This window comes from Virgibacillus carmonensis, assembly GCF_057836705.1.
On the sequence record NZ_JBYQFJ010000011.1, the window covers coordinates 55466 to 67461 of the forward strand.

The window sequence follows — 11996 nt, forward strand, 5'->3', positions numbered from 1 at the left end:
AATGACAGTTACACTAATTCCAATGACACAGGATGACTTTGCTCATTACACATCAAAAAGTATTCTGGGTTATGCAGATGAAAAAGTAGAAGCGGGAACTTGGACAAAAGAAGAGGCACCAGAAAAGGCTGAAAAGGAATTTGAGAAACTATTACCAGAAGGTTTGGATAGCGAAAACCAATTTCTGTATGCCATTACGAAAATAGAAGATAAGAAAAAGGCTGGTTGGCTTTGGTATCAGTTTGACCCAAGTCATCGACAAAAAGAAGCCTTTATTTTTGATTTTCTTATTTTCGATGAATTACAAGGGCAAGGCTATGGCAAAGCAGCTTTGCAGGGGTTGGATGATCATGCACTCGCCAATGGAATTGAAAAAATATCATTGCATGTATTCGCCCATAATAGACGAGCAATTAACCTATACGAAAAACTAGATTATGAAGCTAAGGATATTATCATGTCTAAATGGTTGAAAAGAGGTTAAGGGGTGAGCCGGTATGGAACCTATAAAAAAGGCATACGGATATGTTACTAGAATAGTAAATGGAAAACCCCAGGTGTTAGTATTCCAGCATTCGATAAAAGAATCGGGAATTCAAATAACTAAAGGGACAGTCGAGGCAGGGGAAAGTCCTTATGACGCTGTTATTCGAGAGATGAAGGAAGAAACTGGTTTGAATAATATTCAAGTTGATGGATTAATACAACGTGATAGTTGGAAAAATAACGGGAAACTTTACGAACGGTATTTTTACAAGATTATTGTTGACGAGAATCGTAACAAATGGAGTTATGAGCCTACTGGTGGTGGAAGTGAAGAAGGATTAGTATTCTCCTTCTTCTGGATTTCCCATCAAGAACAAGTTATGTTAGCCACAGGACATGGGGATTATTTGTACCGAATTTTTTCTGATGAAGAGGTGAAAAAATGACCACCTATATTGCGCTATTGCGCGCTATTAATTTGGGTAAGCGCAACAAAGTTAAGATGGCAATATTGAAAGAATTACTAGAATCGATGGGTTTGAAGAATGTCCAAACTTATATTCAAAGTGGTAATGTCGTTTTTGATTCTGAAGAGAATGCTGCATATTTAACTCAACAACTTGAACAAGAAATCCAGTCAACATTTCGATTTTCAGTTCCTGTTATTTTAAGAACAGCGACTGAACTGGAACAGATTATCAAAAGATGTCCGTATTCATTTGAAAATTTATCGGAAGGTGAAAGCATTCATGTCTCCTTTTTAACTGAATCACCTTCACAGGAAAGAAAAGACCAATTAGTCAATTTTGATGATGCAATAGATGAGTATCAAATCAATGGGCAAGAGGTCTACCTGTATTTTCGCCAGAACTTACATAAATCCAGGATGCCGACTCATCTTCAAAAGTTGGATGTGCCCGCAACTTTGCGTAACTGGAGGACTGTTATGAAGTTATCTGCAATGATAGGGGCAAGAGAGTAAAGTGTATTCAAACCAATGATTCAAAAATTCGATGGAACAACTAAAACATATCAGTACACGATCAATAAAAACGATTATTGGAAAGTTAGGAGACAATACAAATCGAATTCGAGGCGCAAACTCAATTAGAGATTTGTGCTGTTTTTTTGACTCAATAGTGGGAAATGTACAAAAAAATATATATTAAAAGTAATTATTAGCCTATCCAAGAATAAAATATAACAAGCTATCATAAAAAATTAATTGGTTTGCAGCGGTGTTTATCATAATGGATGGGGGTGGAGAGCATGAGATTCGACAGAGGAGTAATCGTGTTTGTAGGCTGCATGTTACTTGGTATAGGGCTTGGTATATTATTTGGAAATGCGGCAGTAGGTACAATAATTGGGATGGGAACAGGCCTATTGGCTATGTTTTTTAGTAAAAGGATATAAATTTAAAGCATGCCATACTAATTGACTTGTAATGGTTGGACGGCTCCCAGGGTTAGTTGTTAGGGGTACGGGTTCTGTCCAACCTATATTAACCTTGTTCTGATAAAGTGTTTTGAAAAGCTTTATGATCATCTACATTTTTTTTGAATCCATACATATGATAAACCTCTTGATAAATACTTGATTAATGGGGGAATTTATGATTAAAATGAAACATTATCGACTTATAACACGTAGATTAATAGATATTATTTTTTGAACTGGAAGGAGGTACATATATGAAACGAACTGGAGAAGTTGTTCTAGGTATAATTGGTGCCTTATTTTATGCGTTTATTGCTGCAATTGGTGGAGTTATGGTTTGGGTAGATAATAACAGAGATCAGGTTCAGGAGTTTTTTAAAGAAGCGACAAAGCAAGACCCTAACGTATCCATGTCCATGGCTGACTTGAACAATTTCTTAAATTCGATGGGGAATAGTGGTTTAATACTTACTATTGTATCGATTATTGCCATTGTTTTAGGTATAATTTCTATGGTATTTATTAAGGGTAATAAAAAGCCAAAAGCTGCGGGTATACTATTTATTGTTACTTCAGTAGTTGTTGCAATTATTAGTTCAGGAGCTGGAGTATTAGGTGGAATTTTCTACCTGATTGCTGGTATCATGTGTCTCCTTCGTAAACCGAAAACAATTATTTATGAATAACAATCTTGGGGAAGTATCCTTCATAAGGCATATTCATGCTCTTTTATGAAGGATACTTTTATTTTGGTCGTATTTTAATATGTCTAATTATTATTGCTTGCCTATCACATAAAAACTAGAAAATATAAAGGAGAGAGAATATATGAAGGAATACAGCGGAATTTGTAAAAGAAATAAAATTGAACCGTTTCTAGTGACTACTATCCTTGTAATGTTTGTTTTTTCATCTATTCAGTATTTCTTTCCAGAGCTTTTGTCAGAAATGGTAGCTAACATTATATGGTTGTTAATAGTAGTAGCTATAGCAGGCTATTTTTTAGTGAAGAAAAGATATAGTTATTTTGCCATTGTTTTTGTAGTGATAGTTGTAGGAGTGGTAAAGTTTTGACCTACTATTTAGAAGAAAACAATACTAAAATGTGTGTTCTACCTTTCGTTGATTTTTTTAAAAATATACATGGGAAATTATAACGGTTATTTGGAAAAAATAACTCACGAATCAGAAAACCTCTAATTTTCCACAATAATGGACGAAATACCCTGATTGATAAGTCGCAATTTTATTTCTTTTACATTTTTTGCAAACGATGTCATCCCTGTCACATTAATATGTGAGCTCAATTTTTCATTATTTCTCTTATGTTGTCTTTGCTTGAATGTGCCTTGGTTGAATGGTAACTTATATAACCGTTGGCGTTATTTATTGCTTTTTATTATGTTTCTTGCAGTTGGTCAACGCAAGATCAAAAAGGGACATAACTTTTACAGTAAAAGCAAACAATAGACTAAAAGGAGAGATCATGTGGAAGTAGGAGTATTTATTTCGCTGGGCATTTATATGGTCGGCATGTTATTAATTGGTTATTGGTCCTATAGAAGGACAAAGAACTTATCAGATTATATGTTAGGTGGACGTGATTTAGGCCCGGCTGTAACTGCATTATCAGCAGGGGCATCCGACATGAGTGGTTGGATGGTTATGGGTTTACCTGGTGCAATGTATATGACAGGTATTGCCAGTGGATGGCTTGCATTAGGTCTTACTGTGGGTGCCTATGTAAACTATCTAATATTAGCACCTAGACTACGAACCTACACAGAAATTGCCAAAGATTCCATTACTATTCCGGATTATTTAGAAAATCGTTTTTTTGACTCATCTAATACGTTACGACTAGTTTCTGGTATAGTTATACTGGTTTTTTTTATTTTATACGCATGTGCAGGTATGGTTGCAGGTGGTACATTATTTGAAAGTGCATTTGGACTCGATTATAGAATCGGACTGTTCTTAACAGTTGGTGTTGTCGTCGCTTACACACTTTTTGGTGGTTTCTTAGCAGTAAGCATGACAGACTTTGTGCAGGGTATTATCATGTTCTTAGCATTAATATTGGTTCCTATTGTAGCTATAACAGAAGTTGGTGGAACCCAGACATTACTGGATGAATTACGACAAATTGACCCTACATTATTAGACTTTTTCAAAGGTGCATCCTTTGTTACGACAATATCTTTCTTAGCATGGGGTTTGGGGTATTTCGGACAGCCCCACATAATTGTTCGGTTTATGGCAATCAAGTCAGTCAAAGATTTGAAAGCCGCACGTCGAATCGGAATTGGCTGGATGGCTATTTCTATCGTTGGTGCAATGCTAGTTGGTCTTGTAGGAGTTGCCTACTTTAATGGAACTGGACAAATACAGGATCCTGAGACTGTATTAATTGCCTTTGCAGAAGTATTATTCAATCCTTATATAACAGGTTTCATTCTTGCAGCAATTCTTGCAGCAATTATGAGTACTGTTTCTTCACAGCTTCTAGTTACTTCAAGTGCTGTTACAGAGGATTTCTATCGAACGTTCTTTAGAAGAGATGCATCTGATAAAGAACTTGTTATGGTCGGCAGATTGGCCGTATTGGTAGTAGCAATTATTGCTCTAATGCTTGCATACACACCAAGTGATACAATATTAGGTCTTGTAGGTAATGCATGGGCAGGTTTCGGTGCAGCATTTGGTCCAGTAATTTTATTAAGTTTATATTGGAAGCGTATGACGAAGTGGGGAGCACTTGCTGGAATGGTTGTCGGTGGTTTGACAATTGTTGTATGGCTAGTTATTCCTGGTTTATCAAACTCGGATTTATATGAATTAATCCCTGGATTCTTCCTTAGTCTTATTGCTGTCATTGTTGTAAGCTTAATGACAAAAGATCCAGATAAACAAGTTCAGGAACAATTTGAACAGATGGAACAAAAAATGAAGGAGTAACATATATTAGTAAGAAGCGCCATTGTCTGCACTTGCAGATAGTGGCGTTTTAAAATGCAGGAATTTAGTTGATTATGTCGAATACCTTATATCATTAGTCCGTACATAAGTCCGTACATAAAAACTTCAGGGGGTAAATTAGTATGAAAGTTAGATTATTGAAGTCATCCGACGCAGAAAGCTATTGGAAATTAAGATTAGAGGCATTAAGACAAAACCCGGAAGCATTCGCAACTAGCTATGAAGAAGCAATTAAAAGAGAAAATCCGATTGAGCAAGTTGCAACTAATATGGATGCGGAAGGTAATTATACATTTGGAGCCTATGAAAATGAAATCCTTATAGGGATGGTCACACTGGTGGAGGAAAAACATCAAAAGCTTCAGCATCGAGCAAATATCTTTGCTATGTATGTAACTCCTGATAAGCGCGAAATCGGTGCAGGAAAAGCTTTACTTAAGGAAGTTATCAAGACTGCAATATCAATAAATAAAATTGAAAAATTAAACCTAACAGTAGTTAAAACAAATGATAAAGCAAAAGGATTATATACAAATTTAGGCTTTAAATCATTTGGTGTGGAAGAAAAAGCATTGAAAATTAATGATTGGTATTACGATGAAGAATATATGGTTATGTTTTTATAGTAAAACTAACTCGCTGCTAGCCATTGATATTTTTCTGTTATCACATTCAATGTGTACAAATCACCAATAAGTATCCAAGCTAAACCATCAAGTAAAGCAAAAATCAATATAATACGAAGTAATTCCAATAGTACTCTGATATATTTCACCACCATGAATATGATTAACTTATTTTATCATACTTCAAAAAAACCGTGTCATTTGTCCCCCTTATCATACAAATGCATAGGATAAAAGTGTATAGGTGACAAAGGGGTTGAAAATACAGATGGGATTATTTATTAACAACGTTAGGCATGGTGATCTTTATAAAAATGAAGAGAATATTGATGAACCCAACCAAAGCTATTTTAAAAGAGATCATTTCGAAGAGCTTGTAAAAGGACAACTTAAGGTGAATGAGTCATTAAATCATTCCATTCATGGACTTAAGTCCTTACATGAACAACAAGAATATGCACAAACAAGTAAATGGAAAGAAGTCGGCAATAGGTTAAATGAATTAAAAGTAATGAATGTTCAACAGGAGAAAGACCAACGTTTTGTTGTAGATCGGCTGAAGAAATTAGAAAATGAAAATAAGAAGTTACAGGTAATAATGGAAGATGAACGATTCTCAGAACAGGAAATGATGGATCAAGTTAACAATTTGAGCCAATCGAATCAAGAGATTGTGGACCAACTGGAAACGTATTGTCTGGAAAATGAAGCATTTAAATCAAAAGTTGATGAACAGTATGATTTTCAAAAACAATTGTCTGATCAGATTTCGAAGCAAGAGGATATGCAAGATGAAGTATTGAGCAGGATTGAAAACCAGGAGGCTTTGACAGAAAAGGTGACAAGGCAAATTGAATATTTTCGTTCCATTCTATTTGAACGAACTACCTTGCTGAAAAGATCGAAAATGGTTACCATCACACATCTTCCTATATAGCTAATTTAATCAGAAGTTCAGATGAAACACCCACAAAGTTTTTAGTGAATCAAAAACAGAATGAAGATCAAAAAATAAAAAAATAAAGTTATAGGAGAGGTGGTATCCTTTCCTATTTTTTATGCAATCTTTGAGGGAGGACTACGTTTAAATTAAGGAACTGGAATAAAAAGACAAATCTAAAATAAAAAAATTAATTTGGTTAAACCTATTGTAAAACGCTTTCATTTATTCTATACTTTACTAAATCGGTTTACTAAACCGGTTTAGTGGAATGAAAACGTTAAATATGGACATAGGAGATCCTTTAAATGAAAACGGTTACGATGGCAGATGTGGCTAAATATGCTGAAGTATCAAAAAGCACAGTTTCACAGTATCTGAACAAACGCTATGATTATATGGCCGTAAAAACAAAAAAGAAGATAGAGCTGGCTATTGAAGAATTGGGATACCGACCAAATATAGTAGCAAGAAGCTTAAAACAAAAATCTACTACTACCATTGGTGTAATTGTAGCTAACATTTTGCATGAATTTTCAACACAAGTAATTCGAGCTATTGAAGATGTGTGTAATGAGTTTGATTTTCATATTATCGTTTGTAACGCAGATGACGAACCAATTAAAGAAAAAAAATATATTGAAATGCTTCGTGCAAAACAAGTGGACGGCATTATAGTATTTCCAACTGGAGACAATCTGGAACTTTATAAACGAATGATCCAAGAGAATTACCCAATAGTATTTATGGACCGACGAATTCCCGAAGTACCAGTAAGTTCGATACTATTACACAATGAAAATGCAGCATCATTAGCAGTGGAAGAATTTTTATCAAAAGGATACAACCGGATTGGAATAATAACTCCGTCAACAGTTGAGAAAATAACTCCGAGATCGGAAAGAATTACCGGCTACAAGCATGCACTACAAAAGCATAACCTTCCTATTGTTCCTGAATATATAAGCAGCTTAAATATTCAACAAATACAAGAGGGATTGAAAGAGATGCTGGAATTACCAAACCCACCTGATGCTATTCTAGCTATGAATGATTTGGTATTAATTGAAATTTTAAAATACGTTAAAGAACATGCTATAAAGATTCCAGAGGATATAGCGCTAATTGGAATTGATAATGTTTCATTTGCGAGCTTTTATAACCCTTCATTAACGACAATAGCTCAACCGACATTTGAAATGGGGAAAAAGGCTGGAGAATTACTATTAAATAAAATTAAAAAGACCGATACGGAGGATTTGGAGGAAATCTATCGCTTTGAACCCAAGTTAATAAGACGTTCATCTTGTTAATGGATTAAAGGTTTGACTAACAAATTACAAACACTATGTGAATTGGCATAGACCAAGGAGGCGGAAATTTGAAAAAAATCATTAATAGCGTTGTAGATGAAATTACCAGCGTCTTAAAACAAATTGACGAGAATGAACTGGTAGAGTTAGAGAAAAAAATCGAAAATGCTAAACGAATATTTATATCAGGAACTGGCCGATCTGGTTTGATTGGAAAAGTATTTGCGATGCGCTTAATGCAAAGCGGATATAAGGTTTTTGTGGTAGGAGAAACTATCACCCCTAGTATTGAAAAAGATGATTTATTAGTAGTTATATCCGGTTCAGGTAGTACTGGGTCGTTAGCACAATTCTCACAAAAGGCTAAAGATGTAGGTGCTAGATTAGCCCTTGTTACGACTAACAAGGATTCTAAAATTGGCCGGCTTAGTGATTGTTGTCTATACATTCCCGCAGCAACAAAGAAGCGTGAATCACATGAACCTAAAACAATACAACCACTTGGTAGTCAGTTCGATCAATCAGCACATTTATTATTGGATGCTTTGATGGTAAACCTTTTGCAAAATAAAGAGACTGAACAGAGTAATACACAACTAAATAAACTACATGCAAATTTGGAATAAAAGAGGGGGGAAATCAATGAAATCTATGACTGTTATCGATAGTATCAAAGATAATCCTATTGTGGCGGTAATACGTAATGCCGATGAACAGAACATTATCCAAATAGTAGATGCTTTGTATAAAGGTGGAGTTAAAACGATTGAAATAACTGCTGAGACACCACGAGTTACTACTTTAATTGAAATGGTAGTTAAGGATTTTACTAATAAAGTATTAGTGGGTGCAGGAACCGTATTGGACGCGGAGACTGCTAGATCAGTAATTATGGCGGGGGCAGAATTTATTGTATCACCAACATTAAATGTAGACACGATAAAATTATCGAATCGGTACGGGATATTAACTATATCAGGTGCCCTGACACCAACTGAAATTCTAACTGCTTATGAACATGGGGCAGGTATGGTTAAGGTTTTTCCAGCAGATGTTTTTGGGCCAAAGTATATAAAAAGTATTCATGGACCACTACCACATATTCCTTTAATGGTAACAGGTGGTATTACGCTTCAAAATATGAATGATTACTTTATCCAAGGGGGTGTTGCAGTAGGGATCGGTAGTAATCTTGTAAATGCTGATAAGCTCAAATCACCAGAAGATTATCAACGATTAACTGAAATGGCATCACAATTTATCGATAAATTAAAGCATTAATATAAATAAAATTGAGGGGAGATTTTTTAAATGAAAAAGTTTAATTTAATTGCATTTTTAATATTACTAGTTTCTTTCACTGTAATTGCTGGATGTGGTAATGAAAAAGAAACAGGTTCAAATGAAGGTGGCGACAAGATAAAAATTATAGCAGCTCATAATCAAACTTCGCCAGAAAATCCGTACCAAGATGGGTTATTAAAATTCAAAGAAGTAGCTGAGGAAGAATCAAATGGCGATATCGAAGTGGAAGTACATGCAGGAACAATTGGAACAGAAGAATCTGAACTAGTTGAAAAGCTTAAATTAGGTGCAGCTGATGTAGTACTTGTTTCACCAGGATTCATGACACAGACAGGTATTAAAGAAGTGGATTTATTTGCCCTTCCATATTTATTCGATAGCTATGAACATTGGGAATCAGTAGTAGACGGAGAAGTTGGCGATAAAATGGCTAAAATTATTAATGAAAAGTCAAACAATGATTTTAAGCTATTAGGATACTGGACAGCAGGAGTTAGACATTATTATGGGAAAAAACCAATCACTAAAATGTCTGATTTAGAAGGAATGACAATTCGTACACAAACATCGGGTGTTGTAGCTGATTACTGGAAACAGACAGGTGCTATTCCAACAGATATAGCTTGGGGAGAATTATACCAAGCATTACAACAGGATGTAGTAGATTCAGCAGAAAACGCTTATCCATATTTTGTGCAACAAAACCACCATACAACAGACAATGGTAAATTTATAACAGAAACCGGTCATGACTACACAACAAGATTCTTATTAGTTAACGGTAACAAATTTGATAAGTATACAGATGAGCAAAAAGAAATCATTTTAAAGGCTGCAAAAGCATCAGTTAAAGCCGAAAGAGAAGCACTTTATAAGCAAGAGGAAGAATACAAACAAAAAGCAATTGATGAGGGTGCAGAAGTCAACCAAATCGATAAAGAGCCATTCATTGAATTGGCTAAACCATTACAAGATAAAGCAGCAAAAGAAATGGGTGTAGAAGATTTATTGCAACAAATTAGAGATGCTAAATAATAACTGAAGCGAAGGGCACAATCTGTGCCCTTTACTTTAAGCTTTCGGTTAGGAGGCTATACAATGAATCGTTTTGTACGAGCGCTTGAAAAAGTGCAGTTGACAGCAGGCGTTATATTTTTATCGATATTTTTTATTGTCATTATGATACAGATCGCAACAAGACATTTGGGGATTCCAGCTATTTGGACTGTGGAAGTAGCGAACTATTCATTTATTTGGGCAGTTTTCATGGGTGCCTCTGTAATGGTGAATAGAAGAGAACATTTTAATTTTGATTTATTCCAAAAAAAGCTAAAACCAAAAGCAAGAATCTCACTGGGAATTTTTAATGATATTGTTCTCATTTCTTTTAACATAGCCATTTTTTATTATGGTATACAAGTTGTCCAGAATTTTTGGGATTATAATTGGGTCGCATTACCAGAAATGAAAATGGGATATGTTTGGATTTCGATCCCTATCATGGGTGGTACAATGGTGATTTATTCTTTATCCCATTTAGTGAATCATATAAAGTTATTAAGAGGTAAGGAGGTGCAGGAGTAATGGGTTTCATATTGTTAGGCTTATTTATTGTGCTAATGCTAATAGGGATACCCATTGCTTTTGTAATTGGTATAGTAGCGCTACTAGGAATTTTTAATATACCATATATTCCTGAATTAACTGTTCCTATGAAGATGCTCAATGGATTAGATTCATTTGTATTACTTGCGGTTCCTTTGTTCATTTTAGCAGCAAACTTGATGAACTCTGGTAAAATTTCTATAAAACTAATAGACCTTTCACTAGCAATAGTAGGTCCAATTAGAGGTGGATTAGCTCATGCTAATATATTAGTATCAATGATGTTTGCAGGTGTATCAGGGGCGTCACAGGCGGATACAGCAGGAGTGGGTAAAATTCTCATTCCTAGTATGAAAGAAAAAGGGTATGACAAAGAAACAGCTGTTGCGGTTACAGCCGCTTCGTCAACGGTAGGAGTAGTTATTCCTCCTAGTATTCCAATGATTATTTTTGCTGGATTAACAAATGTTTCAGTTGGAGCATTATTTCTTGGTGGAATTGTACCAGGTATATTAATTGGATTGTCTATGATGATTTTTATTTACATCTTGGCTATAAAAAGGAAATACCCTAGATATGATCGTGTAGCAGCTGGTAAGTTTTTTAAGCTATTAATTCAAACAATTCCCGCACTGTTAACTCCTGTAATTATAATCGGAGGTATTATTACGGGGTTTTTTACGGCAACTGAAGCAGCGGCAGTAGCTTCGTTATATACATTGCTTATCAGTATGTTTATTTATAGAACGTTAAAGTTACGTGATTTACCTAAGATATTAGTTGATACCCTAGCGCTTAGTTCTTTATCTCTTTTCGCGTTAGCAGCGGCAAGTGCATTAGGTGAATTGATGAGTTATTATCGACTAGGGACAGTAGCGCAAGAGTTTTTCAGTAATAACATTGATGCTAGATGGATATTCATATTAATAATTATTGGGTTCTTCCTATTTATTGGAACATTTATGGATGCTATTCCAGCAATGATTCTGTTCGTACCCGTTATTTTGCCAACAGCACTTCAGTTTGGTATTGACCCAGTTCATTTAGGATTAATTATAGTTATTACACTGGCGGTAGGTCTTATTACACCACCATATGGGCTGTGTTTATTACTTGCGGCGAAAATAGGAGACTTATCAATTGAAAGGTCTCTCATAGCAGTACTGCCGTATATTGCTATTGTTATCGTCGTGTTACTCTTTATAGCCTTTTTCCCAGATATAGCTTTCTATATTCCAAAAATGATTAATCCGGGATTATTTTAGAACTTAAAAAATAACACAGGTGGCTCCAGTTTACTGG

General features: G+C 35.0%; 16 protein-coding genes. 15 read left to right on the forward strand and 1 reads right to left on the reverse strand.

The annotated features are described in order from the left end of the window. Position 1: 1 nt before the first annotated feature. The 8 genes from AC3G7N_RS10820 (at position 2) to AC3G7N_RS10855 (ending at position 5531) form a co-directional block, all read left to right on the forward strand. Positions 2–484: a GNAT family N-acetyltransferase gene (locus AC3G7N_RS10820; RefSeq protein WP_489422164.1), complete on the forward strand. Its 483-nt coding sequence runs from the start codon at positions 2–4 to the stop codon at positions 482–484. Positions 485–497: 13 nt separating this feature from the next. Then, on the forward strand, positions 498–932 hold the full coding sequence (locus tag AC3G7N_RS10825) for an NUDIX hydrolase (RefSeq protein ID WP_489422165.1): 435 nt from the start codon (positions 498–500) through the stop codon (positions 930–932). Then, a complete protein-coding gene (locus AC3G7N_RS10830; protein WP_489422166.1) occupies positions 929–1468 on the forward strand; it encodes a DUF1697 domain-containing protein in 540 nt (179 codons plus the stop codon). Before AC3G7N_RS10825 ends, AC3G7N_RS10830 begins: the two co-directional genes overlap by 4 nt. A 287-nt stretch (positions 1469–1755) precedes the next feature. Continuing rightward, the gene (locus AC3G7N_RS10835; RefSeq protein ID WP_489422167.1) at positions 1756–1902 is read left to right on the forward strand and encodes a hypothetical protein; all 147 of its coding nucleotides are present in this window, start codon (positions 1756–1758) and stop codon (positions 1900–1902) included. 278 nt (positions 1903–2180) lie between these two features. Continuing rightward, positions 2181–2612, forward strand: coding sequence for a DUF4064 domain-containing protein (locus AC3G7N_RS10840; protein WP_489422168.1), 432 nt, complete (start codon positions 2181–2183; stop codon positions 2610–2612). A 142-nt stretch (positions 2613–2754) separates the two neighbouring features. Beyond that, a complete protein-coding gene (locus tag AC3G7N_RS10845; protein ID WP_489422169.1) occupies positions 2755–3000 on the forward strand; it encodes a hypothetical protein in 246 nt (81 codons plus the stop codon). Positions 3001–3414: 414 nt separating this feature from the next. After that, a complete protein-coding gene (gene putP, locus AC3G7N_RS10850; protein WP_489422170.1) occupies positions 3415–4884 on the forward strand; it encodes a sodium/proline symporter PutP in 1470 nt (489 codons plus the stop codon). 143 nt (positions 4885–5027) lie between these two features. Beyond that, positions 5028–5531 (forward strand): GNAT family N-acetyltransferase, encoded by a 504-nt coding sequence (locus tag AC3G7N_RS10855; protein ID WP_489422171.1) that lies wholly within the window; start codon positions 5028–5030, stop codon positions 5529–5531. 5 nt (positions 5532–5536) lie between these two features. Here the strand turns inward: AC3G7N_RS10855 and AC3G7N_RS10860 are convergent, their stop codons facing one another. After that, complete coding sequence (locus tag AC3G7N_RS10860) at positions 5537–5659, reverse strand: hypothetical protein (RefSeq protein ID WP_489422172.1); 123 nt, start codon at positions 5657–5659, stop codon at positions 5537–5539. A gap of 128 nt (positions 5660–5787) precedes the next feature. On the opposite strand from AC3G7N_RS10860, the gene AC3G7N_RS10865 reads away from it, so the two are divergent. The 7 genes from AC3G7N_RS10865 (at position 5788) to AC3G7N_RS10895 (ending at position 11959) form a co-directional block, all read left to right on the forward strand. Beyond that, positions 5788–6468: a hypothetical protein gene (locus AC3G7N_RS10865; RefSeq protein WP_489422173.1), complete on the forward strand. Its 681-nt coding sequence runs from the start codon at positions 5788–5790 to the stop codon at positions 6466–6468. 311 nt (positions 6469–6779) lie between these two features. Further along, the gene (locus tag AC3G7N_RS10870; protein WP_489422174.1) at positions 6780–7784 is read left to right on the forward strand and encodes a LacI family DNA-binding transcriptional regulator; all 1005 of its coding nucleotides are present in this window, start codon (positions 6780–6782) and stop codon (positions 7782–7784) included. 68 nt (positions 7785–7852) lie between these two features. Further along, a complete protein-coding gene (gene hxlB / locus AC3G7N_RS10875; RefSeq protein WP_489422175.1) occupies positions 7853–8410 on the forward strand; it encodes a 6-phospho-3-hexuloisomerase in 558 nt (185 codons plus the stop codon). A 16-nt stretch (positions 8411–8426) separates the two neighbouring features. After that, positions 8427–9065 carry a bifunctional 4-hydroxy-2-oxoglutarate aldolase/2-dehydro-3-deoxy-phosphogluconate aldolase gene (locus AC3G7N_RS10880; protein ID WP_489422176.1) on the forward strand — a complete coding sequence of 213 codons (639 nt, stop codon included), beginning with the start codon at positions 8427–8429 and terminating at the stop codon, positions 9063–9065. A gap of 30 nt (positions 9066–9095) precedes the next feature. After that, complete coding sequence (locus AC3G7N_RS10885) at positions 9096–10124, forward strand: TRAP transporter substrate-binding protein (RefSeq protein ID WP_489422177.1); 1029 nt, start codon at positions 9096–9098, stop codon at positions 10122–10124. A 63-nt stretch (positions 10125–10187) separates the two neighbouring features. Further along, complete coding sequence (locus tag AC3G7N_RS10890; protein ID WP_489422178.1) at positions 10188–10673, forward strand: TRAP transporter small permease; 486 nt, start codon at positions 10188–10190, stop codon at positions 10671–10673. Continuing rightward, on the forward strand, positions 10673–11959 hold the full coding sequence (locus AC3G7N_RS10895; RefSeq protein WP_489422179.1) for a TRAP transporter large permease: 1287 nt from the start codon (positions 10673–10675) through the stop codon (positions 11957–11959). Before AC3G7N_RS10890 ends, AC3G7N_RS10895 begins: the two co-directional genes overlap by 1 nt. The last annotated feature ends 37 nt before the right edge of the window (positions 11960–11996 follow it).

What these genes read in the sequence shown, in the direction of transcription:
- AC3G7N_RS10855 (WP_489422171.1), top strand. Translation starts at nt 5,028, where the DNA reads ATGAAAGTTAGATTATTGAAGTCATCCGACGCAGAAAGCTATTGGAAA.
- AC3G7N_RS10820 (WP_489422164.1), top strand. Translation starts at nt 2, where the DNA reads ATGACAGTTACACTAATTCCAATGACACAGGATGACTTTGCTCATTAC.
- AC3G7N_RS10895 (WP_489422179.1), top strand. Translation starts at nt 10,673, where the DNA reads ATGGGTTTCATATTGTTAGGCTTATTTATTGTGCTAATGCTAATAGGG.
- AC3G7N_RS10880 (WP_489422176.1), top strand. Translation starts at nt 8,427, where the DNA reads ATGAAATCTATGACTGTTATCGATAGTATCAAAGATAATCCTATTGTG.
- AC3G7N_RS10830 (WP_489422166.1), top strand. Translation starts at nt 929, where the DNA reads ATGACCACCTATATTGCGCTATTGCGCGCTATTAATTTGGGTAAGCGC.
- AC3G7N_RS10870 (WP_489422174.1), top strand. Translation starts at nt 6,780, where the DNA reads ATGAAAACGGTTACGATGGCAGATGTGGCTAAATATGCTGAAGTATCA.
- AC3G7N_RS10885 (WP_489422177.1), top strand. Translation starts at nt 9,096, where the DNA reads ATGAAAAAGTTTAATTTAATTGCATTTTTAATATTACTAGTTTCTTTC.
- AC3G7N_RS10890 (WP_489422178.1), top strand. Translation starts at nt 10,188, where the DNA reads ATGAATCGTTTTGTACGAGCGCTTGAAAAAGTGCAGTTGACAGCAGGC.
- AC3G7N_RS10835 (WP_489422167.1), top strand. Translation starts at nt 1,756, where the DNA reads ATGAGATTCGACAGAGGAGTAATCGTGTTTGTAGGCTGCATGTTACTT.
- AC3G7N_RS10825 (WP_489422165.1), top strand. Translation starts at nt 498, where the DNA reads ATGGAACCTATAAAAAAGGCATACGGATATGTTACTAGAATAGTAAAT.
- AC3G7N_RS10845 (WP_489422169.1), top strand. Translation starts at nt 2,755, where the DNA reads ATGAAGGAATACAGCGGAATTTGTAAAAGAAATAAAATTGAACCGTTT.
- AC3G7N_RS10840 (WP_489422168.1), top strand. Translation starts at nt 2,181, where the DNA reads ATGAAACGAACTGGAGAAGTTGTTCTAGGTATAATTGGTGCCTTATTT.